The organism is Amycolatopsis sp. NPDC023774, from assembly GCF_040639695.1.
Taxonomy (GTDB): domain Bacteria; phylum Actinomycetota; class Actinomycetes; order Mycobacteriales; family Pseudonocardiaceae; genus Amycolatopsis.
This window is the reverse complement of sequence record NZ_JBFAAJ010000003.1, coordinates 491380-516502: the sequence shown is the minus strand read 5'-3', so window position 1 is coordinate 516502 and position 25123 is coordinate 491380. Positions and strand designations below refer to the sequence as shown.

The 25123-nt window shown below is 70.7% G+C and carries 20 protein-coding genes and 1 pseudogene; 12 read left to right on the top strand and 9 right to left on the bottom strand.

The window, feature by feature from the left end; genetic code table 11:
* Nucleotides 1-456: 456 nt before the first annotated feature.
* Both AB0F91_RS12040 and AB0F91_RS12035 read right to left on the bottom strand, forming a co-directional pair.
* Nucleotides 457-2055 (bottom strand): cation acetate symporter, encoded by a 1599-nt coding sequence (locus AB0F91_RS12040; RefSeq protein ID WP_360597020.1) that lies wholly within the window; start codon nt 2053-2055, stop codon nt 457-459.
* Entirely contained in the window at nt 2052-2480 is a 429-nt protein-coding gene (locus AB0F91_RS12035; protein ID WP_360597018.1) for a DUF485 domain-containing protein, read from the bottom strand. Before AB0F91_RS12035 ends, AB0F91_RS12040 begins: the two co-directional genes overlap by 4 nt.
* Before the next feature lie 977 nt (nt 2481-3457).
* Here AB0F91_RS12035 and AB0F91_RS12030 point away from each other — a divergent pair.
* Genes AB0F91_RS12030 through AB0F91_RS12015 form a run of 4 tightly spaced genes read left to right on the top strand, consistent with a single transcriptional unit; the run spans nt 3458 to nt 9326 of the window.
* Nucleotides 3458-7507, top strand: coding sequence for a nitrate- and nitrite sensing domain-containing protein (locus AB0F91_RS12030; RefSeq protein ID WP_360597016.1), 4050 nt, complete (start codon nt 3458-3460; stop codon nt 7505-7507).
* Entirely contained in the window at nt 7504-7956 is a 453-nt protein-coding gene (locus AB0F91_RS12025; RefSeq protein ID WP_220238205.1) for a roadblock/LC7 domain-containing protein, read from the top strand. The genes AB0F91_RS12030 and AB0F91_RS12025 overlap by 4 nt, the downstream gene beginning before the upstream one ends.
* A gap of 7 nt (nt 7957-7963) precedes the next feature.
* Entirely contained in the window at nt 7964-8734 is a 771-nt protein-coding gene (locus AB0F91_RS12020) for a DUF742 domain-containing protein (RefSeq protein WP_360597015.1), read from the top strand.
* Nucleotides 8715-9326: an ATP/GTP-binding protein gene (locus AB0F91_RS12015; protein ID WP_204090344.1), complete on the top strand. Its 612-nt coding sequence runs from the start codon at nt 8715-8717 to the stop codon at nt 9324-9326. The genes AB0F91_RS12020 and AB0F91_RS12015 overlap by 20 nt, the downstream gene beginning before the upstream one ends.
* A 30-nt stretch (nt 9327-9356) precedes the next feature.
* Here the strand turns inward: AB0F91_RS12015 and AB0F91_RS12010 are convergent, their stop codons facing one another.
* From AB0F91_RS12010 to AB0F91_RS11995, 4 genes are all read right to left on the bottom strand, one after another.
* Nucleotides 9357-9929, bottom strand: a complete 573-nt coding sequence (locus tag AB0F91_RS12010; protein ID WP_360597013.1) for a dihydrofolate reductase family protein — start codon at nt 9927-9929, stop codon at nt 9357-9359.
* 186 nt (nt 9930-10115) lie between these two features.
* On the bottom strand, nt 10116-10766 hold the full coding sequence (locus tag AB0F91_RS12005) for a DUF899 domain-containing protein (RefSeq protein WP_360597011.1): 651 nt from the start codon (nt 10764-10766) through the stop codon (nt 10116-10118).
* Nucleotides 10763-11206 carry an SRPBCC domain-containing protein gene (locus AB0F91_RS12000; RefSeq protein ID WP_360597009.1) on the bottom strand — a complete coding sequence of 148 codons (444 nt, stop codon included), beginning with the start codon at nt 11204-11206 and terminating at the stop codon, nt 10763-10765. Before AB0F91_RS12000 ends, AB0F91_RS12005 begins: the two co-directional genes overlap by 4 nt.
* On the bottom strand, nt 11203-11547 hold the full coding sequence (locus tag AB0F91_RS11995; protein WP_360597007.1) for a metalloregulator ArsR/SmtB family transcription factor: 345 nt from the start codon (nt 11545-11547) through the stop codon (nt 11203-11205). The genes AB0F91_RS12000 and AB0F91_RS11995 overlap by 4 nt, the downstream gene beginning before the upstream one ends.
* Before the next feature lie 144 nt (nt 11548-11691).
* Between AB0F91_RS11995 and icmF the strand changes: the two genes are divergently transcribed.
* On the top strand, nt 11692-14937 hold the full coding sequence (gene icmF / locus AB0F91_RS11990; protein ID WP_360597006.1) for a fused isobutyryl-CoA mutase/GTPase IcmF: 3246 nt from the start codon (nt 11692-11694) through the stop codon (nt 14935-14937).
* A 45-nt stretch (nt 14938-14982) separates the two neighbouring features.
* Here the strand turns inward: icmF and AB0F91_RS11985 are convergent, their stop codons facing one another.
* Nucleotides 14983-15702 carry a class I SAM-dependent methyltransferase gene (locus AB0F91_RS11985; RefSeq protein ID WP_360597005.1) on the bottom strand — a complete coding sequence of 240 codons (720 nt, stop codon included), beginning with the start codon at nt 15700-15702 and terminating at the stop codon, nt 14983-14985.
* A 130-nt stretch (nt 15703-15832) separates the two neighbouring features.
* Here AB0F91_RS11985 and AB0F91_RS11980 point away from each other — a divergent pair, with 130 nt between their 5' ends.
* From AB0F91_RS11980 to AB0F91_RS11965, 4 genes are read left to right on the top strand one after another with little or no spacing between them, the layout of a single operon-like run.
* On the top strand, nt 15833-16663 hold the full coding sequence (locus AB0F91_RS11980) for an LLM class F420-dependent oxidoreductase (RefSeq protein ID WP_360597003.1): 831 nt from the start codon (nt 15833-15835) through the stop codon (nt 16661-16663).
* Nucleotides 16664-16682: 19 nt separating this feature from the next.
* Nucleotides 16683-17522 (top strand): LLM class F420-dependent oxidoreductase, encoded by an 840-nt coding sequence (locus AB0F91_RS11975; RefSeq protein ID WP_360597002.1) that lies wholly within the window; start codon nt 16683-16685, stop codon nt 17520-17522.
* Complete coding sequence (locus AB0F91_RS11970) at nt 17519-18349, top strand: LLM class F420-dependent oxidoreductase (RefSeq protein WP_360597000.1); 831 nt, start codon at nt 17519-17521, stop codon at nt 18347-18349. The genes AB0F91_RS11975 and AB0F91_RS11970 overlap by 4 nt, the downstream gene beginning before the upstream one ends.
* A gap of 14 nt (nt 18350-18363) precedes the next feature.
* The gene (locus tag AB0F91_RS11965; RefSeq protein WP_360596998.1) at nt 18364-19353 is read left to right on the top strand and encodes a TIGR03557 family F420-dependent LLM class oxidoreductase; all 990 of its coding nucleotides are present in this window, start codon (nt 18364-18366) and stop codon (nt 19351-19353) included.
* A gap of 27 nt (nt 19354-19380) precedes the next feature.
* Here the strand turns inward: AB0F91_RS11965 and kstR are convergent, their stop codons facing one another.
* The gene (kstR, locus tag AB0F91_RS11960) at nt 19381-20010 is read right to left on the bottom strand and encodes a cholesterol catabolism transcriptional regulator KstR (protein ID WP_360596996.1); all 630 of its coding nucleotides are present in this window, start codon (nt 20008-20010) and stop codon (nt 19381-19383) included.
* 152 nt (nt 20011-20162) lie between these two features.
* Between kstR and AB0F91_RS11955 the strand changes: the two are divergent.
* The 3 genes and pseudogenes from AB0F91_RS11955 to AB0F91_RS11945 all read left to right on the top strand — a co-directional run.
* Nucleotides 20163-20322: pseudogene (locus tag AB0F91_RS11955) on the top strand (acyl-CoA dehydrogenase family protein); the annotation flags it as partial.
* Nucleotides 20323-20495: 173 nt separating this feature from the next.
* Nucleotides 20496-23237, top strand: coding sequence for a DEAD/DEAH box helicase (locus AB0F91_RS11950; RefSeq protein ID WP_360596994.1), 2742 nt, complete (start codon nt 20496-20498; stop codon nt 23235-23237).
* Nucleotides 23237-24397 (top strand): SWIM zinc finger family protein, encoded by a 1161-nt coding sequence (locus tag AB0F91_RS11945; protein ID WP_360596992.1) that lies wholly within the window; start codon nt 23237-23239, stop codon nt 24395-24397. The genes AB0F91_RS11950 and AB0F91_RS11945 overlap by 1 nt, the downstream gene beginning before the upstream one ends.
* On the opposite strand, the gene AB0F91_RS11940 is transcribed toward AB0F91_RS11945, so the two are convergent.
* Nucleotides 24382-25026, bottom strand: a complete 645-nt coding sequence (locus tag AB0F91_RS11940) for a transcriptional regulator (protein ID WP_360597105.1) — start codon at nt 25024-25026, stop codon at nt 24382-24384. The genes AB0F91_RS11945 and AB0F91_RS11940 overlap by 16 nt on opposite strands.
* Between the last annotated feature and the right edge of the window lie 97 nt (nt 25027-25123).

Here is a 25123-nt window from a genome sequence, read left to right as displayed (position 1 = left end):
ATGTGCACCGTGGACGGTGCCGACCGGCCGGAAGTGCCGGGGCAGGAGGAGACGCTCGGCACGCCCGTGGCGGTCGCCGACGAGGTCCTGCAGGTGCACAACGTGCGGGAGCCGGCCGCGAGTCGGCTTCGGCACCCTCGTCTGTACCACGCTGTCGGAGTTCCTGCTCGCCAACGCCCACTTCCGCCGGCCGGGCGACAGCAGCCACGCGGCGCAGCAGCCGCGGTCGCGGGAGTTCCTCGCCCGGCTGCGTGACGTCACGCCGGAGCCGACGCCCGTGCTGCTGGACGACGTCGACGTCGCGGTGCCGACCGGTCGGGTCCTGGTGATCGGTCCGGCCGAGCGTGTCCCGCAGTGTCGCCTGCGTACGTTGCCGGCCTGAAACCCGAGTCGTCCCGAGAAGAAGGGGCGAGCCCCTCACCGGACCCGCCCCTTCTCGTCACAGCCGGACAGCCGTCAGGACCCGATGCCGGTCAAGGACCGGACCTCCATCTCGGCGTGCTTGGCCGCGTCGGCCTTCGAGCGGCCGACCATGGTGCCGATGAAGCCGCACAGGAACGAGAACGGGATCGAGACCAGGCCCGGGTTCTTGAGCGGGAACCAGTGGAAGTCCACGCTCTTGAAGATCGAGTCGGCGGCGCCGGACACGACCGGGGAGAACAGCACGAGCACCAGGCACGCCGCGAGGCCGCCGTAGATGCTCCACAGCGTGCCCGTGGTGTTGAACCGCTTCCAGAACAGCGAGTACAGCAGCGTCGACAAGTTGGCCGACGCGGCGACCGCCAGGGCGAGCGCCACGAGGAACGCGATGTTCTGGCCGTTGGCGAGGATGCCGCCGACGATCGCCATCATGCCGACGACCAGGGCGGTCAGGCGCGCGACGCGGACCTCGTCGGCCGGTTCGGCCTTGCCGCGCTTGAAGATGTTCGCGTAGACGTCGTGGGCGAACGAGGCGGACGCGGTGATCGTCAGGCCCGCGACCACCGCGAGGATCGTCGCGAACGCGACCGCCGAGATGATGCCCAGCAGCAGCGTGCCGCCGATGTGCAGGGCCAGCAGCGGGGCCGCGGAGTTCTCGCCGCCGGGTGCGGCCTTGATCTCGTCGCTGCCCACGAGCGCCGCGGCGCCGAAGCCGATCACCAGCGTGCACAGGTAGAACACGAACATGCAGACGGTGGCCCAGACCACCGAGCGGCGTGCCTCCCGTGAGTTCGGCACGGTGTAGAAGCGCATCAGCACGTGGGGCAGCGACGCGACGCCGAGCACGAGCGCGAGCGACAGCGACACGAAGTCCAGGCGAGTGGTGCCGCTGGCGCCGTACGAGCCGCCCGGCTCGAGCAGGCGGGTGCCCATCGGGCTGTTGTCCGTGGCCGCGGTGAGCAGGTTGGAAAAGTTGAACCCGTACTTGCCCAGCAGGAACACGGTGATCAGCGTGGCGGCCACGAGCAGGATGCTCGCCTTGATGATCTGCACCCACGTGGTGCCTTTCATGCCACCGACGAGCACGTACACGACCATCACGAGGCCGACGACCCCGATCACCAGCGACTGGCCCAGCCGGGAGTGCACGTTGAGCAGCAGCGCGACGAGGCCGCCGGCGCCCGCCATCTGCGCGAGCATGTAGAAGAACGAGATCACGAGCGTCGAGGCGGCCGAGGCCGCGCGCACCGGACGCTGCTTCATCCGGAAGCTCAGCACGTCGCCCATCGTGAAACGGCCCGTGTTGCGCAGCAGTTCGGCGATCAGCAGCAGGTCAACCAGCCACGCGACCAGGAAGCCGATGGAGTACAGGAAGCCGTCGTAGCCGTGGATCGCGATGGCGCCGGCGATACCCAGGAACGACGCGGCGGACAGGAAGTCGCCCGAGAGCGCGATGCCGTTCTGCCGCCCGGTGAAGGCGCTGTCGGCCGCGTAGTAGTCGGCGGTGGTCTTCTTGCCGCGGTTGCCCGCGCGGTACACGACGAACAGGGTGATCGCGACGAACAGCGCGAACACCCCCGTGTTCACGAGCGGGTTGCTCGCCGGCACGCTCTCGGCGAGCTCGGTGGTGGTCACTGGCGGGTTCCTTCCGTCACGGCGGCCCGTTCCCTCAGCTCGGCGACCCGCGGGTCCACCTCCCGGTCCGCGAACCGGACGTAGACGAGCGTGATCAGCGCCGTGGTCACGAACTGCGCGAGGCCGAGCAGCATGCCCACGTTGACGAGCCCGAACACGCGGGTGCTCATGAAGTCGTTCGCGTACGCGGCCAGGACCACGTAGGTCAGGTACCAGACGAAAAAGCCGGCGCTCATCGGGAACACGAATCTGCGGAACCGCCGGCGCAGAGCGGTGAACTCGGGGCTGCGCTGGATGAGGTCGTAGTCGGGACCGCGCCGGGTCGACGGCACCGGCTCCGCGCCCTCTCGGGCGAACATGGCCGGCAGCTGTCCGGTCTCCTCGAGCGGGGTGCTCGCCGCGGGGGTGTTCGCGACGTTGTGCATGGCTGCCTCCGGCAACTTGCGTCCGTGGCGGTGGCCGGGTCGGGGCCCCTCGTTCGAGTGGCACCCGGTCTGCCCTTGCGGACTGGGAGGCGGCCATAGTAACGACGGCGTCGCATCCCCGAAAAAGCCGGTTCCTGAGAAGGGTCTCCGGAATTCGTTTTCCGGCTGGAAATGTGCGAAAACGGAACTCTCAATGAAGATCACGAACAGATCACTCGTAATAGTGAGAGCGTATGTCACGCCACGTTGTCGCAGCTGAGGAACGCTGCGGCAAATGGTGGAGACGCGGACCAGGGTCGGACGAATACTGTGACACGGGGTAGTCGAAGTGCGGGGCCGGCGCCCCGGTCCGGCGTCCCTCCGGTGGGCCGGGGCGAGGATTCGCAGGCCGGTGACGGATCGCGAAAGAAATCACCGGGTCGGGCGGCGAGTTGCTGCCAGACCACAACATCGGGTTCATCTTCGGGGGCACTCCACTCGATGGGGGCACGGAGCGTAGGTCCTCCGAGGGATTCGACTACCCTGCGTGGGCTAATCGGGTGACTGTCGGACGCTGCGCCCCGGAGCAACCGGTAACCGGAATTCCCGCTTCGACCCCGTCGGGGTTCAATCCCCGGCCCGCGGCCTGGGCCGAATCGACTTTTCCCAGGTCAGCCGTGCGAAGTGGAAGACAATATCCTCAGCCGGGATTGGTGTACGATTCTTTGGCCCAGCTGACCGCAGCGATCGATAGGCACAGACAAGTTGACCTCGACCACCGCCGTGCAGTACGCAACTTGCGCCGTGCACGTGCAAAGTCCCGGGAAGCAGCACGCCGGTGAACACGGTGAAAGGTCTGCACGGTCGTGTCCTCACGGGGTCGATCGCGCGGGTCGGCGGAATGCCGTGGACCGTTCCGGGAGCACCGGAAGCCGCCCACGGGCAGCCACGACGCGGGACAGGGAGTCACTTTCGTGACCGTTGCAGGAGATGGCCAGGTGCCTGTTGAGAAGCTGCTCGGCCGCCCGCCCCGGCGACCGAGCCGGTCCTCGGGCTGGCGAGCGGCGCTGCGCTGGCGGGACTGGAGCATTCCGGTCAAGCTCTCGGCAGTGACGCTGGTCCCCATCGTCCTCGCGCTGGTGCTGGGCATTACCGCGATCGCAGGACAGGTCAGCCGTTCCGATGACTACGAGCGGATCGACAAGCTGGTCGGCCTGAGCACCCAGCTGCGCAAGCTCACCGACGGTCTGCAGAAGGAGCGCACGCTCACCGCGGCGCAGCTCACGGCGGGCGCCGCCGGCGTCACGCCCGAGCTGAAGGCCGCCCGCGCGGCCACCGACGCCGCGGTCGAACCATTCATCACCGCGGCGAACCGCGTCGGCGGGTCCGAGTCCAGTGTGTCCGGTGCCGTGAACTCGGCGACCGCGCAGGTCAACGAGATCGCCGTGATCCGCCAGCAGGTCGGCGCGGGCCTGCTCGACGCCGCCGAGGCGGTGGGCGACTACAACGCGGTGACCGGTGCCCTCATCGGCGCCGACACCGCGGTGGCCGCCGGTGCGAGCGCCGACGCGCTGGGCGGTACGGCGAACGCCCTGCATGACCTCGAGGCAGCCAAGGAGCAGGTCTCGGTCAGCCAGGCGCTGGTGTCCTACGGCATCGCCAATCACACGCTGGAAGCGCAGCAGCTCAGCGACGTCCGCGACGCCGAACTGCGTTACGACGACCGCATCGACGACTTCAACGCGGCCGCCACCGCGCCGCAGCGCCAGGACCTCGAGAGCACCCTCAAGCCCGACACCGCCTACGACCGCAAGCGCATGGTCGGCATCGTCCTCGGCGAGCAGGGCCCCACGAGCGACCAGGGGCTGTCACAGGTCCAGGCGCAGGAGTGGAACAACGCGTCCAACGCGGTGGTCGGCCAGCTCTCCGAGGTCGGCAACCGCATGAGCGCCGACGCCACCGCCGCGTCCGCCGCGCTGGTGGAGGACGCCAGCAGCAGCGCGGGTCTGCTCGCGGTGCTGCTGTTCGCCGCGATGGTCGCCGCCGCGGCCGTCGTCTTCCTCATCACGCGCCAGATCCTGCGGTCGCTGAAGACGCTGCGCCGCAGTGCGCTCGACGTCGCCGAGAAGGACCTGCCCGCCGCCGTCCGCAACATCCAGGAGGGCCGCGCGCAGAGCGTCGAGGTCGAGCCGGTGCACGTGCGGGCGTCCGACGAGATCGGCGAGGTCGCGCGCGCGTTCGAGAAGGTGCACAGCCAGGCGCTGCGGCTCGCGACCGAGCAGGCCGCGATGCGCACGGGCTACAGCAGTGTGTTCGTCAACCTCTCGCGCCGCAGCCAGAGCCTCGTGCAGCGCCAGCTGCAGCTGATCGAGCGACTGGAGCGCGACGAGGAGGACGCCGACCAGCTCGCCACGCTCTTCCAGCTCGACCACCTCGCCACCCGGATGCGGCGCAACAACGAGAACCTGATGGTCCTCTCCGGCGCCGAGCCGGGCCGCCGCTCGGGCCAACCCGTGGCCGCGCACGACGTGCTGCGTGCCGCCGTGTCGGAGATCGAGCAGTACCAACGGGTCTCGGTGCAGCAGCCGCCGGTGGTGAAGATCGTCGGGTTCGCCGCGAGCGACGTCCAGCGCCTCATCGCGGAGCTGCTCGACAACGCCACCGCGTTCTCCGCGCCGGAGACGCAGGTGACCGTGGCTACGCGCCTGGCCGACGACGGCTCGCTCAACGTCGACATCCTCGACAAGGGCATCGGCATGAACGAGTACGAGGTGGTCGAGGCCAACGGCCGCCTCACGGAGGCCGGCTCGGTCGACCTCGCGACCTCGCGCCGCATGGGCCTGTTCGTGGTCGGGCGCCTCGCCGGGCGCCACCGCATCGGCGTCTCGCTGCACGGTGGCAAGGACATCGTCGGCGTGCGGGCCACCGTGGTGGTCCCGCCTGAGCTGGTCATGACCGGTGCCGCGCTGGAGAACCCGCCGCAGCAGGCCGGTCCGTTCGGCAGCGTCACGGCGCCGCCCGCGATCCCCGGTGGCCTGCCGCGCCGCCAGCGTCCGGTCAACGGCTCGGCACGCCCGGCCGCGGACCGCACGCTCGTGCCGCAGCAGCCGACCCAGGGAGCCGACGAGCAGCAGCGGTGGCCCTCGGCGAGCGACCTCGCCGGCTTCGCCAACGGTCACACCGTCGGCCCGGGCGTGCGCCCGCCGTCGGACCTCGAGATCTCCGGGACCGCGCTGTTCAGCCCGATTCCGCGTGACGACGCGCCCGCGCCGCCCAACCCGGCGGTCCCGCAGCTGCCGCAGATCGTCGACGTGCCGCCGCCGCGGCCGGAGCCGGAGCCCGCAACGCGCCCGGAGCCCGCCGACGAGCGCGCACGCGAGCTGCCCTCGGGCAAGGACCTCTTCTCCGCCAACGGAACCACCCTGAGCGAATGGTGGAACGAGGCGGCGCGGAAGGTGCCGGAGGTCCCGCCGCCCACGGCCGCCGAGACGACGATCGAGAACACGCCGATCTTCGACGAGATGCTCTCGGCGTGGTTCCGCTCGCCCGCGCCGCCCGCGGACGAGACGGCGGCCAAAACCGGTACAGATCAGCCCGCGGTCGAGAAGACCGCGAGGCCCGGCGAGTCCGCTGCGGGCACCGATGACAAGGCCGGCGCGAAGACCGAGCCGAAGCCGGGGGAGCAACCGCCGTCCGACGCGGCAAAGCCGGAGCCCGGTGTCGCCCCGGTGTCCACGCCGGAACAGGACGAGCGCAACTGGGACTTCGCGAGCGACGAGAACTGGCGCACCGTCCAGGCCGTCTCGCAGGTCGAGCCCACGGCGTTCACGAAGGCAGGGCTGCCGCGCCGCCGTCGTGGCGAGCAGCTCATGCCCGGCAGTGCGGCGCCGGACGAACTGCCGGCCGCCGAGTCGGCCAAGCCAGGCCTGCCGGTGCGCGACCCGGCGGATGTCCGCGGTCGCCTCACCAGCTTCCAGCGCGGGGTCAACCGCGGCCGGCGGCAGGTCCGCGACGGCGTCGTCGAGCCGGTCGCCGAACAGCAGGGTCTGGGCGCCGCGGCGCTCAACCGCCTGGAGGGGGAGCCCGGCAGCGCGTTCGCGGCCCCCGCGTTCACCCCGGCCGGCGAGCCCCCGGCGAATCGCCCGGGCGTCGCGAACGCGTTCGGCACCGGTGGTCCGCACCAGTCAGGTCCGGTGGGCGACAACGAGACCACGGCCGAGTACCCCGGTTTCGCCGGTGCCCTCGACGCGGCGGTGGCCGCGGCGGACGCCGCCGAGCAGGCCGCACCGGTCGAGCAGCCGGCCAGGCCCGCGGCCGGCCGGCCGGCCGTCGCGAACGCTTTCGGTGCGGTCCAGGCGGAAACGCCCGCGGCCGAGCGCGAGCAGGACGGCGGGACCCGGCCGGATCGGCGCGGCGTCGCGAGTGCCTTCGGCGCGGCGCGCACCGCTCAGCCGGAGCCCGCGGCGGACCATCCGGTGCCGCCGGCGTTCGACCCGCAGGGCGGGTGGACAACCCCGAGCGAGACCAACGGCAACGGCAGCAACGGCAACGGCAACGGCAACGGCACGACCCGGCCGTCGCCCACCCCGCGCCCGGCACGCCGCCCGGAGGGCGAGGTGCCCGGCCGCCCCGCGGCGCCCGAGTCCTTGCCCACCCGGCGTCCCGCCGCCAGCAACCTGCCGCCCGGACCGCCGGCCGTCGACCCGGGTCAGGTGCCCGCCGCGGTGGCGAACCTGGAGGCCGCCGCGGCCGGGACACCCGCCGCGGAATGGGTTTTCGGGTCCGACGAGGGCTGGCGGACGGTCCAATCGGTGTCCCAGTCGACGCCCTCTTCGTTCACTTCGGCAGGATTGCCCCGGCGCCGCCGCGGGGAGCAGCTGCTCCCCGGGAGCGCTCCGCCGCCCGCCGGAGCGGCGAACCCCCGTCCGACCCGCGACGCGCACGACGTGCGTGGCCGCCTGAGCAGTTTCCAGCAGGGCATCCAGCGCGGCCGGCACCGCACTGGGCAGGCCACTGAGACCAACCACGAAACACTGGAGGGTGAATGACCTCGCCGAGTACGGCTCAGCCGCAGCAGAACCAGTTCGGCTGGCTGGTGAACGACTTCGCCGAGCGGGTCCCGGGTGTGGCGCACGCCGTGGTGGTGTCGGCCGACGGGCTCCTCCTCACGGCCTCCAACCGCCTGCCGCTCGACCGCGCCGACCAGCTCGCCGCCGTCGCCTCCGGGCTCGTGAGCCTTACCCAGGGCGCGGCCCGCTGCTTCGAGGCGGGCGCGGTGAACGAGACCGTGGTCGAGATGGAACTCGGCATCATGGTGCTGATGTCCATCAGCGACGGTTCGTGCCTCGCGATCCTCGCGGCGCCGAACTGCGACATCGGTCAGGTGGCCTACGAGATGACGATGCTCGTGGACCGCGTGGGGCAGATCCTGACCCCGGAACTCCGTGCGCAGCTGCAGGGCGCGGGTGGGTCGCTGATCGGTGAGCCGGTGGGATGATTACGCGATGAGCACGGGGTCCGGATTATTCGGCGGAGAGCCCGGAGACAGCGAGGAACCCCCGCGCGCGGGGGCTCCCGGTGCCGCCCGCGGTGAGGACGACGGCACCTTCGCCGACCTCCTCAACGGCTTCAGCCTCGATTCGGGCCGCTCGCGCAAGAAGCGGAAGAAGACCGGTAAGGAGTCCCAGTCCCCCGAACCCCCGCCCGCGGGGGCGCACGCGGCGGAGGAACCGCCGGTGGCGCCAGTGCCGCCGGCCGAGTTAGGAGATCGAGTGACCTCTCTAGTCTCTCCACCGGGCAGTACCGATGCGGATGGGCCTAGACCAGGCGGGCTTTTCGACCCCGGACCGCCCAGCGGCGAGTTCGTGATGCCCGCCGCGTTCACCCGGCCGGACCGACCCGATCGGGTGGACCCGGCCGAGGAGACGTCGATCGTGCGGCCGTACGCTCTCACCGGCGGCCGGACCCGGGCGAACTACGCGCTCGAGCTGGAGACGCTGATCTCCACCAATGACCACGTCGTCGCGGGGGGCTTCCCCGAGGCGGCGGCCGAACAGATCGAGAGCATCTCGATCATGGAAGAGTGCCGGACCCCGCGGTCGGTCGCCGAGGTCGCGGCGGCCCTGCGGGTGCCACTGGGTGTCGCCAGGGTGCTGATCAGTGACGCGGCCGACGCGGGCCTCGTCACCGTGCACCGGACGATTTCGGGCAATGACGGCGCCGAAGCACACTTGATGTTGATGGAAAGGGTTTTGAGTGGACTCCGTCGGCTTTAAGGCACCGCGGGAAACCGCGCCCCCGACCATGACATCGGCGAAGATCGTGGTGGCGGGCGGCTTCGGAGCGGGCAAGACGACCTTCGTGGGTTCGGTGTCGGAAATCGTTCCGCTCACCACCGAGGCGATGATGACCGACGCGAGCCGCGGCATCGACAACCTCGACCAGACCCCGAACAAGACGACCACCACGGTCGCCATGGACTTCGGCCGTGTGTCGCTCGACGCCGACCTGATCCTGTACCTGTTCGGCACCCCGGGCCAGCAGCGATTCTGGTTCATGTGGGACGACCTGGTCCGCGGCGCGATCGGTGCCGTCGTGCTGGCCGACACCCGCCGCCTGGCGGACTCGTTCGCGCCGATCGACTTCTTCGAGGACCGCGGCCTGCCCTACATCGTCGGCATCAACACGTTCGACGGGGTGCTGGAACACGACATCAACGACGTGCGCGAGGCGCTGTCGATCGACCCCAGCATCCCCATCGTCCGCTGTGACGCGCGGGACCGGGAGTCGACGAAGCAGACGCTGATCACGCTCGTCGAGTACGCCATGCGGCAGTGGATTGCCTTGCGGGCGGCCAAAGCCCGCTGACCCCGTCCCGGCAGGGCTGCGGCGGCCGGGTCACCTCTCTTCGGTGGCCCGGCGATACCGCAGCAGCACCACGGCGCCGTCGATCACGCGGGACTCGACGAGCCGCAGGCCGAGCCGCTCGGCGTCGACGGCGAACGGTCGTTTGTCGCCGCCCAGCACCACCGGGTGCACGAGCACATGGTACTCGTCGATCAGCCCGAGCCGGCTCAGCTGCGCGGGCACGTCGGCGCCGCCCATGAGCAGGATGTCCTTGGTGTGCCGCGCTTTCAGCGCCGTGACCTCGTCGGTCAGGTCGCCGCCGAGCACCTCGGTGTCCCACCCGGGGTCGGTGAGCGTGCGGGAGAAGACGACCTTCGGGGTCTTCCGCCACACGGGGGCGAAGGCCACGTCGTGCGGATCGTCCGAGATGGACTCCGCCCGCGGCCAAAAGCCCGCCATCATGTCCCACACCCGCCGTCCGTAGGCGAACACGGCGGCGCGGTCGGAGAGCTCGTGCGAGTGGGCCGACAGCTCGGGCCCCATCCGCGGCCAGTCGAACTCGCCGTTCGGGCCCTCGACGCAGCCGTCGACCGAGACGTGGACGTAGTACACCAGCTCACCCATGACCAGGCTCCTTCACCGAGTGGCGTCCGTGTCGGACGCCGTTCAGCCTACGGTCGGAGCCGGCTGCCGCGATCGGACATCGGCGGCGAAAAAATCTTGCCGGAGCCGCGGAAACGGGCCGGTCCCCCAGGAACCGGCCCGTGCTCCGCGGTGAACTCGGTACTCCACCGGAAGTTTCAGGACTCCTCAGTATTCGTCGTGCCTTCGCCACCAGCCGCCGGGCTCGTCGGAGCCGCGCGACTCCTCCTCCCACGCCTCCTGCCGGCCGAACGGCGTGATGTCGAGGTAGCGGTGCACCGCGGAGAACGTCTCGGCGCCGCGGCCGCTGGTGAAGTACGTGCGGTAGACGTCGTCGCCGTCGCGCAGGAACACGCTGGTCCCGAAGAACCGGCCGACGCCGCAGTCCTCGGTGAAGTCGCTGCCGTTCGCGGAAACCCACGGCAGGTCCCAGCCCATGCGGGCCTTGTACCGCTCGATCTCCGGCAGCGTCGCGGGTGCGGTGACGACGAACGTGACGTCACGGGCGTGCAGGTGCGCCAGGTGTGGCACGTTGTCCACGACCAGTGAGCAGCCGGGGCAGCCGGCTTCGTCGCCGGGGTGCAGCATGAAGTGGTAGACGATCAGCTGGCGGCGGCCCTCGAACAGGTCCAGCAGGCTCTTCTTGCCCTCGGCCGAGGTGAACTCGTACGCCTTGTCGAAGCGCACCATCGGCAGCCGGCGGCGCTCGGCCGTCAGGTGGTCGGCCGCCTTCATCAGTTCCTTTTCCTTGACCAGCAAGGCATCGCGCGCGGCCTGCCAGTCCTGGGCGGACACGACACGGGGGAGTGCGGTGGTCATCGGACCTCCTCGAGGTGATGGGCGAGTGCTTCGAAGGTGGAGTTCCAGCCCTCCTGGTGGCCGGCGCGCTCTTCCTCGGTCGGGAACGGCGCCTGGTGGAACGTCATCTCGGTCTTGTCGCCGATCTCGGTGAACGTGATGGTCACGACGGTCTCGCCGACCACGTCGTCGGGCTGGTCCCACGAGAACGTGAACGCGAGCCGCCCGGGTGGGCTGATCTCGCGGTAGGCGCCCTGCATCCAGCGCTCGACGTCGTACTCGGCGCTGTGGATCCGCGCGCGCCACGCGCCGCCGGGCCGAAGGTCGATCGTGACTGCCGAGGCGGCGAACTTGTCCGGGCCGAGCCAGCTCGCGAGGCGTTCCGGCTCGGTCCACGCGCGGAACACCAGCTCCCGTGGGGCGTCGAACACGCGCGTGATGGTCAGGTCCCGTTGCGTCATTGCTCGGTCTCCTTCCGGGGCTCCCGCAGGAGCCGCAGGTGCTCGTCCAAGCGGTCGAACCCCGCCTCCCAGAACTGCCGGTACTCGTCCACCCAGTCGGCCACGACCACGAGCGGCTTCGTCTCGAGCCGGCACGGGCGCCATTGGCGCATCCGGCCGCGGGTGATGAGCCCGGCCGCTTCCAGCACCTTCAGGTGTTTCGACACCGCCTGCAGGCTCACCTCGAACGGCTCGGCCAGCTCGTTCACCGTCGCCTCGCCCCGGGCGAGCCGGGCGAGGATGGCCCGCCGCGTGGGGTCCGCCAGGGCGGCGAACGTGGTGCTGAGCTGGTCAGTGGCCATCGGTACTCAATCGCTTGGTTGATTAACTTGTAGGTTGAATATAGCTCCCAGCTGGCTCCTGTCAACCGTGCGCGGAACCGGCTTGAGACCTGCGTCACCACCGCTCGAGTTTCCAATAGTAGGAAGTCCAAGTATTTTGGGAGGATGAGCAGCGACCTCTACCGCCCCGAGAACCCGGTCCGGTTCGTCACCGCGTCGAGCCTGTTCGACGGCCACGACGCCTCGATCAACATCATGCGGCGGATCCTGCAGTCGCAGGGTGCCGAGGTCGTGCACCTCGGGCACAACCGCTCGGTCGACGAGGTGGCCACCGCCGCCATCACCGAAGACGTGCAGGGCATCGCCATCTCCGCCTACCAGGGCGGCCACGTCGAGTACTTCTCCTACCTGGTGGAGCTGCTGCGCGAACGCGGCGCGGGGCACATCAAGGTGTTCGGCGGCGGGGGCGGCGTGATCGTCCGCGAGGAGATCGACCTGCTGCACTCGCGCGGCGTGGCGCGGATCTTCTCGCCCGAGGACGGCTACGAGATGGGCCTGCCGGGCATGATCAACTCGATGATCAAGGCCTGTGACGTGGACCTCTCGGACCAGCCGCCCGCGTCGGTCGACAAGCTGCTCTCCGGCGACGTGCCGGCGCTCGCGCGGGTGATCACCCAGCTGCAGCGTGAAAAACTGCCCGAAGACTGGCTCGCCGCCCTCACCGAGGCCGCGGAGAAGCGCCGTGTACCCGTGCTCGGCATCACCGGCACCGGCGGTTCCGGCAAGTCGTCGCTGACCGACGAGCTCATCCGCCGCTTCCGTCTCGATCAGGAGGACAAACTGCGGATCGCGGTGCTCGCCGTGGACCCGTCGCGGCGCAAGGGCGGCGGCGCGCTGCTCGGCGACCGCATCCGGATGAACTGCCTCGACGGCTCACCGGTGTACTTCCGTTCCATTGCGACCCGCACGACCAGCGGCGAGATCCCGGCAGGGCTGCGCGAGTCGATCCTCGCGTGCAAGGCCGCGGGCTACGACCTCGTGATCGTGGAGACGCCGGGCATCGGCCAGGGCGACGCGGGCATCGTCGACTACGTGGACGAGTCGCTGTACGTGATGACGCCGGAGTTCGGCGCCGCGTCGCAGCTGGAGAAGATCGACATGCTCGACTTCGCCGACGTGGTGGCCATCAACAAGTTCGAGCGCCGCGGCGCCGAGGACGCCCGTCGCGACGTCGCGCGCCAGCTGGTGCGCAACCGTGAGGCCTTCGACAAAGCCCCCGAGGACATGCCGGTGTTCGGCACGAGCGCCGCGAAGTTCAACGACGACGGCGTGACCGCGCTGTACCAGCACCTGCGCGACCGGCTCGCGGAGCGCGGGCTGTCGGTGTCAGCCGGCGTGCTGCCCGCCGTCGAGGGCAAGGTGTCCACCGACGCGAGCACGGTCATCCCGGGCAACCGGGCGCGCTACCTCTCGGAGATCTCCGAGACCGTGCGCGGCTACCACGAGCAGACCGAGAAGCAGGTGGCCGCCGTGCGCAAGCGCGAGCACCTGGCCGCCGCGAAGGCTGCTTTGTCCGAGTTGGACACAGTGGACACTTCCACGGACGCGCTGGACGGCCTGCTCGCTGCCGCCGAGTCCGCTGTGGACGGCGAGACCACCGAGCTGCTCGAACGGTTCCACGCGCTGGCGCAGGAGTACCGCGAGGACGAGCTCGTGGTGAAGGTTCGCGACAAGGAACTGCGTACGCAGCTGTGGCGCGACACGTTGTCGGGCAACCGGATCCCGCGCGTCGCCCTGCCGCGCTACACCGAATCCGGTGAGCTGCTCTCGTTCCTGCGCCGCGAACACCTGCCCGGGTATTTCCCGTACACGGCCGGAGTGTTCCCGTTCAAGCGCGACGGCGAGGACCCGGCGCGCATGTTCGCCGGCGAGGGCGACGCCTTCCGCACCAACCGCCGGTTCAAGCTGCTCTCGGCCGACTCCGAGGCCAAGCGCCTGTCCACGGCCTTCGACTCCGTGACCCTCTACGGCCACGACCCCGACACCCGCCCGGACATCTACGGCAAGGTCGGCACCTCGGGCGTCTCGATCGCGACGATCGAGGACATGAAGGCGCTCTACGACGGCTTCGACCTCACCGCGCCGAACACCTCGGTGTCGATGACGATCAACGGCCCGGCTCCGACGATCCTCGCGTTCTTCCTCAACACCGCGATCGACCAGAAGCTCGACGCCTTCCGCGCCGAGCACGGCCGCGAGCCGTCGGCGGAGGAGGCCGCCGAGCTGCGCGCGTGGGCGCTGAAGAATGTGCGCGGCACCGTGCAGGCCGACATCCTCAAGGAGGACCAGGGGCAGAACACCTGCATCTTCTCGACGGAGTTCAGCCTGCGCATGATGGCCGACATCCAGGAGTGGTTCATCGAGCACGCGGTGCGCAACTTCTACTCCGTCTCGATCTCCGGCTACCACATCGCCGAGGCCGGGGCGAACCCCATCTCGCAGCTGGCGTTCACGCTGTCCAACGGGTTCACCTACGTCGAGTCCTACCTCGCGCGCGGCATGGACATCAACGACTTCGCGCCCAACCTGTCGTTCTTCTTCTCCAACGGGATGGACGCGGAGTACTCGGTGCTCGGCCGCGTGGCGCGGCGGATCTGGGCGGTGGCGATGCGCGAGCGCTACGGCGCCAACGAGCGTTCGCAGAAGCTCAAGTACCACGTGCAGACCTCGGGCCGCTCGCTGCACGCGCAGGAGATGAGCTTCAACGACATCCGCACCACGCTGCAGGCGTTGTGCGCGCTCTACGACAACGCGAACTCCTTGCACACCAACGCGTTCGACGAGGCCATCACCACGCCGTCGGAGTCGTCGGTGCGCCGCGCGATGGCGATCCAGATGATCATCAACAAGGAGTGGGGCCTGTCGAAGAACGAGAACCCGCTGCAGGGCTCGTTCATCATCGACGAGCTGACCGACCTGGTCGAGGAAGCCGTGCTGGTCGAGTTCGACCGGATCTCCGAGCGCGGCGGCGTGCTCGGTGCGATGGAGACCGGCTACCAGCGCGGCAAGATCCAGGACGAGTCGATCCTCTACGAGCGCAAGAAGCACGACGGCTCGCTGCCGATCATCGGCGTCAACACCTTCCGCAACCCGCACGCGGGTGAGGAAGACGTCGAGGTCGAGCTGGCCCGCGCCACGGAGGATGAGAAGAAGTCCCAGCTCGACCGGCTCACCGACTTCCAGCACCGCCACGCCGAAGACGCGCAGCAGGCCCTCAAGGCCCTACGTGAGGCGGCGACCCGCGGCGGCAACCTGTTCGGCGTGCTGATGGATGCCGCGCGGGTCTGCTCGCTCGGGCAGATCACCGACGCGTTCTTCGAAGTCGGCGGTCAATACCGGCGCAACGTCTGACAGCGGCGGGGCCGGATCCGTGCGGGATCCGGGCCCCGCCCGCGCTCAGGCGCGGTGGGCGGTCAGTTGCCAGACGGGGGCCAGCACGCGGCCGTCCGCGTCGGTGTCCATCAGGGCGAGACCGGTGGTGTCAGCGTCTCCACCCAGCAACATGCGGGCGCCGGCCTCGAGGTCTTCGCGGGTGAACGACGTGGTGTAGAAGGCAGGTTTGACGCTCTCGACCGTCCACTCCTGCCCGACCTCCTCCCGCAGTTCGGTCTCGCCGAACCGGTGCGGCGTGGGAAAGGCGTCGGGCAGCTGGGACGAGAAGCAGAGCAGGTGCAGCCGGGCGCCCGGGCGGGTCACGCGGGTGAGTGTTGCGAGGTATTCCCGCCGCTGCGCGGCTTCCAGGCAGTGGTAGAGCGCGCTGTCGAGAACGGCGTCGAAGCGGTTCTCGTACCCGTCGAGCTTCGTCGCGTCGGCGACGGCGAACGCGACGTCGAGGCCCATCGAGGCGGCGCGGGCGCGAGCCCGCTCGATCGCCGTCGGCGAGCTGTCCACGCCCGTGACGCGGAAGCCGCGCGAGGCGAGGAACGAGGCGTTGTCCCCCAGGCCGCAGCCGACGTCGAGCACCTCGCCGACGAACTCGCCGCCGCCGCCGGCCAGCGCCACGACTACGGGCTGGGGCGCGCCGAAGTCCCACGGGATCTTGCCACCGAGCGGTGTCTCACCCCGGTAGATCTGCTCGAAGTCGGGGACATCCATGTTGGTGCCCGGTTCGGCCACGGTAACCACCTGTTCACAGTTGATGATCTTCGGCATCATGCTGTGCCGGTCCGGCGCACGTCGTCAACCGAGGGCGCCCGCGAGTGCCCGTCGCGGGAATAGAGCCATGGCCCAACGGGTAGAACGAAGCATGGACTTCGGGATCTCCACGTTCGTGACCGACGAAGGTGTCCGCCCGGACGTGCTGGGCGAGGCGCTGGAGGAGCGGGGCTTCGACTCGCTGTTCCTCGCCGAGCATTCGCACATCCCCACGAGCCGGGAGAGTCCCTACCCCGGTGGCGGCGGCCTGCCCGAGAAGTACAAGCGCACGCTGGACCCGTTCGTCGCGCTGACCGCGGCGGCGGTGAACACCTCGGAGCTCGTGCTGGGCACGGGTATCGCGCTGCTGATCCAGCGCGACGTGATCCACACGGCCAAGGAGGTCGCGTCACTCGACTTGGTGTCGCGCGGCCGGGTGGCGTTCGGTGTCGGCGTGGGCTGGAACCGGGAGGAGATGGCCAACCACGGCACGGACCCGGCCACGCGTGGCGAGCTGATCGACGAGCAGATCGAGGCGCTCAAGGCCATCTGGACCCAGGAGCAGGCGGCCTACCACGGCAAACACGTCAACTTCGACCCGATCTTCGCCTGGCCCAAACCCGTGCAGACGCCGCACCCGCCGATCTACGTCGGCGGCGAGAGCCCGGCCGCGCTGCGCCGGCTGGCCCGCCACGGCGACGCCTGGCTGCCGCGCCAGCAGACGCCGTCCGACGAGATCAAGCGTGTGCGCGAATGGCTCGCCGAGCAGGGCCGCACCGACGTGCCGTTCACCGTTTTCGGGGGCGGACCCGACGCCGACGCGGTGAAGCGGTTCGCCGAAGCGGGCGTAGAGCGCTACACCTTCATGCTGCCGACGCTGCCCGAAGCCGAGACGCTGGCCGCGCTCGACGACCTCGCGCGGCTCGCGGCGGACCACCGGTGAACCGTGGTTCGATGATCTCATGAAGCTCGGGATCTCCACGTTCGTGACCGATGAAGGTATCCGCCCGGACGTGCTGGGCGAGGCGGCGGAGGAGCGGGGTTTCGACTCGCTGCTGCTGGCCGAGCACTCCCACATCCCCGTCAGCCGGAAGACCCCGTACCCCGGTGGCGGTGACCTGGCCCGGGAGTACTACCGCACGCTCGATCCGTTCGTCGCGCTCACCGCCGCCGCGGTGAACACGTCGGACCTCGTGCTGGGCACGGGTATCGCGCTGCTGATCCAGCGCGACGTGATCCACACGGCCAAGGAGGTCGCGTCACTGGACCTGGTGTCGCGCGGCCGGGTGGCGCTGGGTGTCGGCGTGGGCTGGAACCGGGAGGAGATGGCCAACCACGGCACGGACCCGGCCACGCGTGGCGAGCTGATCGACGAGCAGATCGAGGCGCTCAAGGCCATCTGGACCCAGGAGCAGGCGGCCTACCACGGCAAACACGTGAACTTCGACCCGATCTTCGCCTGGCCCAAGCCGGTGCAGACGCCGCACCCGCCGATCTACATCGGTGGGTCGAGCCCCGCGGCGCTGCGCCGCCTGGTCCGGCACGGCGACGGCTGGATGCCGATCGCGTACACGGGGAGCGAAGAGATTCGCCGCGTGCGTGAGTGGCTCGCCGAGCAGGGGCGCCCCGACGTGCCCGTCACCGTTTTCGGCGGTGGCGCCGACGCGGAGCGCATGAAGCGGTTCGCCGCGGCCGGGGTGGAGCGCTACACGGTTCAGCTGCCCACGCTGCCCGAAGCGGAGACACTCGCGGCGCTCGACGAATTCGCGCGCGTCGCGGCGGCCTACGGGACGGCGTCGTGAAGTTCGGGATCTTCAGCTTCGTCACGGACGAGGGCATCCGGCCCGACGCGCTCGCGCGCAGCGTCGAGGAACGCGGGTTCGACGCGCTGTTCGTCGGGGAGCACTCGCACATCCCCGCAGACCGGCAGTCGCCGTACCCGGCGGGCGGGGAGCTTCCGCGGATGTACTACCGGATGTACGACCCGTTCGTGGCGCTCACGGCGGCCGCCTCGGTGACCTCGACGCTGCTGCTGGGCACCGGCGTCGCCCTGCTGGCGCAGCGCGACCCGATCCAGACGGCCAAGGAGGTCGCCTCGCTCGACCACCTCTCGGGCGGGCGCGTGGTGTTCGGCGTGGGCGCGGGCTGGAACCTCGAGGAAATGCGCGACCACGGCACCGATCCCGACACGCGCGGCCAGTTGCTCGACGAGCGGCTGGCCGCGATGAAACAGCTGTGGACGGCCGAGGAAGCGACCTTCCACGGCGAGTTCACTCATTTCGATCGCGCCGTGGCGTACCCGAAGCCGGCGCAGAAGCCGCACCCGCCGATCTACGTCGGCGGCAACAGCCGGCACGCGGCGCGGCGGGCCGCCCGCCACGGCGGCGTGTGGATGCCGAACTCCGTGGTCGTGCCCGAGCGGGTCGCGAAACTCATGGCGCTGCGCGACGAGTTCGCCCCCGGTACGCCGGTGTCGGTGTTCGCGGTGGGCAGCAAGAACGAAGCTCTGCTGGAGGCCTACGCCGAAGCCGGGGTGGAGCGCATCACGCTCCTGCTCGGCACGCGGCCCGAAGCGGAGACCCTGAGCAGGCTCGACGCCCTCGTCGAGGTCGTCGAAAAGTACCGGTGAAGGAGCGGAAACGCGTGAGTGACGTGCAGATCGGTCTTGCGGCTGCGTTGGAGCAGTTTTCGCCGCGGGAGTCGATTCGGTTGGCGAAGGCGGGCGAGGAGCGGGGCTTCTCGGGGCAGATGGCGGCGGACCACTTCCAGCCGTGGGTTCCGCAGCAGGGTGAGTCGTCGTTCGTGTGGAGCATGCTGGCGTCGCTGGCGGAGAACACCACCGGTGACCTGGGTCCCGGGGTGACGTGCCCGTCGTTCCGGTTGCACCCGGCGATGGTGGCGCAGGCTGCGGCGACGCTGGAGGCGACGTATCCGGGGCGTACGTGGCTGGGGATCGGGTCGGGTGAGGCGCTCAACGAGCACATCATCGGCGGCTACTGGCCCGAGGCGCCGGAGCGGGTGCGGCGGATGTTCGAGGCGCTGGAGGTGATCCGGAAGCTGTTCACGGGCAAGGACGTCAAGCACAACGGCGAGTTCTTCAAGCTGCACACCACTCGCCTGTGGACCCTGCCCGACACGCCGCCGCCGGTCTACATCGCCTCCGCCGGACCCTACACCTCGCGCAAGACCGGGGAGCTGGCCGACGGGCTGATCACCCCGGGCGCGTCGATCGAGAAGCTGGCGCGGATCCTCGACAACTTCAATGCCGGGGCGAAGAAGGCCGGGAAGAACCCGGACGAGATGCCCAAGCTGCTGCAGGTGCACCTGTCCTGGGCCGAGGACGACGAGACCGCGTGGGCCAACGCGATGGATCAGTGGCCCAACGGTGGCATGAAGTTCCCCAAAGCCGACGTGCGCTCGCCCTTCGACTTCGCGCAGATGGCCAAGCTCGTGCGCCGCGAGGACTTCGAGGGCCGCATGGTCGTCTCGTCGGACCCGGACGAGCACCGCGCGGCGTTGCAGAAGTACGTCGACGCCGGCTTCAACCGCATCTACATCCACAACGTCGGGCGCAACCAGGACCAGTTCCTCGACGTGTTCGGCAAGGACGTCCTGCCGAAGCTGACTGCCTGAGCCGGTAGGGCCCGCGGCCGGCGGGCCCTACCTGTCCAGCAGCAGGTGGACCGACAGCTCGAGGCGGTGGGCGACGTCGGCGGCCGAGGCCCGGCGCGTCACCCACGCCACGAGGTTGGCCATCCACACGTCGGCGACGACGTGGAAGATGTCGCGATCGGACTCGGTGGGTTCGGCGATGCCCATGGCCTGCGCGAACATGTCCTCCATGAGCCGGCCGACGAGCTCGACCTCGGCCGCGGCGGACGTGTCGGCGAACATGAACGCACGCACCATCGCCTCGGTCAGGTGCGGGTCGCGTTGCATGAGCCGCGTGTTGCGGCCCAGTACGAACATCAGCCGCTCCGCGGGGGTCTCACCCGGGATCGCGGCGCGTTCCAGCTTCTCCTGCGCCCGCTCGAACTGTCGCGCGAGGCCGGACACGAGCAGGTGGATCTTCGACGGGAAGTAGCGGTAGAGCGTGCCCAGCGCGACATCGGCCTTCTCGGCGACGGCCCGCATCTGCACGGCGTCGTAGCCGCCCTTGGAGGCCAGCGCGAGCGTGGCGTCGATGATGCGGCGACGGCGGTCGCGCTGCGCCGCGGTGCCGAGCTCGTCGCCGATCGTGCCCAGTCCGGTGCGCGCCTTCGCCGCCGGCGCCTTCGCCTTGCCCGGCATCGGCCTTCTCCTGTCTTGCGGAACCCGTTTCAGTTCTGCGTTCAGCGTACCTTTCCTGGCGAAACGTTCACCTACCGACCCGCTGGCCGGAAAACTGTAACGCGTTCTATGTTTGTTAGGAGTCCCGTACCGCGACGAGGCCCCGAGGGTGGGGAGTCGCGCGGTGGTGCCTGACGGCGGGCGGATAACGCGCGGGTGCGGGAGCAGTTCGGGCAGGTGATCGGGGCGTTCCGGGCGGTGAAGCACGTGTGCGCCGAGATGCGGTGCGGCGCCGAGGTGGCGGAGGCACTGGCGTGGGACGCGGCGACGGCGACTTTCGGCCCGCAGCACCGCTCGGCCGCAGTGCGCCGCCTCGTCCGGCGGGCGTCGCCGGCGGGCGGCGCGGCGCGGGATTCACTCGGTCGGTGAGGCGCGCGGCCGTCTGACCGGCTGCTTGACCCGCCGCGCCGAGCCGGTTGTCGTACCCCTGCCCTACGGTGCTGGGCGTGGAGTTCGGCGCACTGACCCAGGCCACCTACCTTCCCTCGGACCCGCCGCGGGAGGGTGTGCTGGCGTTGTGGGGTGACGACGTCGCGGGCGACACCGCGATCGAGCTCGTACTGCCCAACGACAAGAAGTTCGCGCGCACCAAGGTGGACGCGAGGCTGGTCCCGCTGGCGCGCGCGATCCCGCGGCTGCTGGTGGTGCCCGACGACGTGAGCCCGGCGATCGCCGCGTGGTCGGCGGTGGTGAACGCCGGGGTCAACCTCGTGGCGCGCGGCAGGTTGCGGCCGGCGCTCACGGCGGGCGGCGTGGGGTCGTGGCGGGTGGGGCCGCTGGACGCCGCGGACGAGGAGCTGTTGCGGGGGCTCGCGTCGGCGTTGCCGCCCGAGGCACACGCGTTGCCGTTGTCCGGGGTGAAGCGGATCCGGCTGCATTCGCCGGAGTCGCTGGTCCGGGCGTTGTGGGACGCGGCGGCCGACGTGCTCGTGCGCAGCCCGGCCGCACCCGTCGGGGCTGGTGGGCCGGCGTTCGCGGAGGCCGAGCCGACGCTGGTCGGGCCGGACGCGGCGGCGTGGCTCACCGAGCTGGACGCCCGCGGGCCCCACGGCGCGCAGCTGATCCTGCGGGTCGAAGCGCGCGAAGACGAGCAGTTCGCGGGCGTGCTGGCCGTGCGGTCCGCGCTCGAGCCGAGCCTGGTCGTCGAAGCCGCGACGCTGTGGGACGCGCCCGACGCCGTGCTGCACCGCCTCGGCGACCAGGTGGAGACCCAGCTGCTGCTCGGCCTGCGCCGCGGCGCGCGAGCGTGGCCACCTCTGGGACGCGTGCTCGCGGAAGCCGCGCCGACGGAGCTCGCGCTGTCCGACGACGACGTCGTCGACCTGCTCGGCGCCGGCGGCCGCGACCTCGGCAGCGCCGGCATCGAAGTGTTGTGGCCCAAGGATCTCTTTGCCGGCGAAGTCCGCGCGAAGGCGAGCGCGACGCAGGCCCCGGCCGGCGAAGCCGGTCCCGCGTTCCCGTTGACCGGCCTGCTGGAGTTCCGCTGGCGCCTCTCCCTCGGAGGAGCCGAGCTGACCGACGAGGAAGTCGCTACGCTCGCCGAGGCCAAACGGCCGCTCGTCCGCCTGCGCGGCCAGTGGGTGAAGCTCGACCCACACCTGCTCGCCCGCATGCGCGCCAAGCGCAACCGCAAGCTCACCGGTGCCGAAGCACTCGCCGCGGCGCTCACGGGCGAGCTCGAACTCGACGGCGAAACGGTCGAGTTCGCCGCGCAACCCGCGCTCGCAGGCCTCGTCGAACGGCTCAAAGAGCGAAACCCCGAGCCGGTCGGCCCCCCGGACGGACTCGCGGCGACGCTGCGCCCGTACCAGCTCGCGGGCGTCGGCTGGCTCGCCACGATGACGAGTCTCGGCCTCGGCGCGTGCCTCGCCGACGACATGGGCCTGGGCAAGACCATCCAGCTCATCGCCCTGCACCTGCACCGCCGCGCGCTGAAAGCCGGGCCCACGCTGGTCGTTTGCCCGACGTCGCTGCTCGGCAACTGGGAACGCGAGTTCGCCAGGTTCGCGCCGGACGTGCGCGTGCGCCGCTTCCACGGCGGCGGCCGTCACCTCGACGACCTGCTGCCCGACGAGGTCGTGCTCGCCACCTACGGCGTGGTCCGCCGCGATCGCTTGACCCTGTCCGAAGTGGACTGGGGTCTCGTCGCCGCCGACGAGGCCCAGCACGTGAAGAACCCGTTGTCCGCCACGGCGAAAGAGCTGCGAAAGGTCCCGGCCGCCGCGCGTGTGGCGCTCACCGGCACGCCCGTGGAGAACCGGCTCACCGAGCTGTGGTCCTTGGTGGACTGGACGACACCGGGTCTGCTCGGCCCGCTCGACCGCTTCCGCCGCACCGTCGCGCGGCCCATCGAGCGCGATCGGGACCAGGCCGCCACGGAGCGGCTGGCCACGACCGTGCGCCCCTTTCTGCTGCGGCGCAAGAAAACCGACCCGGACATCGCGCCGGAGCTGCCGCGCAAGACTGAGACCGACCGGTTCGTGCCGCTCACGGCCGAGCAGACCACGCTGTACGAGGCCGTCGTGCGGGAGAACCTGGTCGAGATCCGGGAGTCGCAGGGCGTTCAGCGGCGCGGGCAGGTGCTCAAGCTGCTCACCGAGCTCAAGCAGATCTGCAACCACCCCGCGCAGTTCCTCAAGGAGAGCGGCGGAGTCCTCACCGGCCGCTCCGGCAAGCTCGCCGCGTTCGAGGAGCTGCTCGACGTGATCCTCGACGAGGGCGACAGCGTGCTCGTGTTCAGCCAGTACGTGCGGCTGTGCCGCCTGCTCGAACGCCGCCTCGCCGACCGCGGGCTGCCCGTCGCGCTGCTGTCGGGCGAGGTCGGGCCGAAGCGGCGCGATGAACTGGTGGCGTCGTTCCAGTCCGGCGAGGTGCCGGTGTTCCTGCTGTCGCTCAAAGCGGGTGGCGTCGGGCTCAACCTCACCCGCGCCACGCACGTGATCCACTACGACCGCTGGTGGAACCCGGCCGTGGAGGACCAGGCGACCGACCGCGCATACCGGATCGGGCAGGACCGGCCGGTGCAGGTCCACCGGCTGATCGCCGAGGGCACGCTGGAGGAGCGCATCGCCACGGTGCTCGAGACGAAGCGCGGGCTGGCCGAGGCCGTGGTCGGCGCGGGGGAGGACTGGATCACCGAGCTGTCCGACGACCAGCTCGCCGACCTCGTGCGGCTCGGGGGTGGGTGATGCCGCCGCGAAGGACGTTCGGCAACACCTGGTGGGGCCGCGCCTGGGTGGAGGCGCTGGAGCAGCGCGCGAGCGTCGACCCGAACCGCCTGCCGCGCGGGCGCACCTACGCGCGCAAGGACACCGTGACCGAGCTGCGCGTCGGTGCCGGTGAGGTCACCGCGCGCGTGCGCGGGAGCCGGCCCGAGCCGTACCACGTGACCATCCGGATGAAGGAGTTCTCGCCCGGGCAGTGGGACACGCTGCTCGACGTCGTCGGCCGCCGCCTCGGCCACACCGCCGCGTTGCTCGACGGGGAGCTGCCTGAAGAGCTGGCCGCCCAGGCCCGCGAGGTGGGCGCCGACCTGCTCCCCGGCCCGGGCGACCTCCGACCGCGCTGCTCGTGCCCGGACTCGGCGAACCCGTGCAAACACGTCGCCGCCGTGTACTACGTCGTGGCCGACGAGGTCGACACCGACCCGTTCGTGCTCTTCACACTCCGCGGCCGCCCGCGCGAAGAAGTCCTCGCCCGGCTTCGCACGCTCCGCGCCCCCGACCGCCCGCAACACAAGAAGGTCCGCGACCCCGGCCTCACCCCGAAGCGCGCGTACGCCCGCCGCGTCACCGCCGTACCCCGGTTACCGCCTGTGCCCGACGTCGCCGGCCCACCCGCCGTGCTCGACCTCGACCCGCCGCCGAGCACGGGCTGGACGGCGGCCACCTTCGGCACCCTCGCCGCCGACGCCGCTTCCCTCGCGCGTGACCTGCTCGTTTCGGGCGCCACCGCGGCCGAGCTGACGTTCGAGGAGGACCTGGCCCGCCGCGTCGCCGCCCGGCCCGCCGCCGAACTCCCCGCCCTCGCCCTGGCTGCCGGTGTCGCGCTGCCCGAGCTCACCACCTGGGCCCACTGCTGGCGCGAAGCCGGCCGTGGCGGCTTGGCTGCCTTGCGCGAAACGTGGTCACCGGGCCCGGGCCCGCTCGCCGACGCCCGCGCCTGCCTCTCGGACTCCGGCCTCCCCGGCCCCATTACGATCTGGCGCAACCGCGTGACCCAAGGCCCCCTGCAACTGCGCTACGGCCGCGACCACCGCTGGTACCGCTTCGTCCGCGCGGGCTCGGCTTGGCAGCTCGACGGCCCGCCGGCCACCAGCGCCCTCGACGTCGCCTACCCGCCGGGCTGATCCGCCCGCAGCTCCACGCAGCAGCCGCCGGGCGCGGGATCGATCAGCACCGCCTCGACACCGGGCACCTGAAGCCCCGCCACGACGCCACCCAGGAAGGCCTGGTTGATTCCGCACACCAGATCCGGCGCCTTGCTCGCCAGCGGGTGGAACGGGCAGTTGCGCAGCCGCACACAGGTCGGCGTTTCGCGACGCGGCTCGAACCCCTGCCGGGCGAGGACGGCCTCGGTGAGCGTCAAGCCGCGTTCGGCGCCGAGGCGGCCGGGGCGCAAGGAGGCGCGTTCGGTGGCGCCCAGCTCTTCGCCGCGCTCACCCGCCACGCGCAGCGCGGCGACGCGGGCGGTTTCGCCGTCGGCTTCGGCGACGACGGCGTCGAGGAGGATGTCGGCGAGCACGCCGTGGCGGCGCGGCGGGATGGTGACGGCGAAGTCGGTGTCGGCGGGTTCGTACACCTTCGGGGTGCGGCCGACCTTGCGGATGCCGCCGACGGCCTCGTAGCGCGAGCGCAGCAGGCCGGCGTCCACGAGCTTGTCGAGGTGGAACGCGGCGAGCTTGCGCGAGATCCCCACCGACGCGGCGGCCTCGTCGCGCGTGACGGGCCGCACCGAGCCGCGGATGAACGTGTACATCCGGCGGCGCAGGTCCTCCTCCAGCGCGGCCACGGCCTTGATCGCAGGAGCGGCGGGCTCAGTCGTCACGGGTCCACGATAACGCCGATGAACGTGT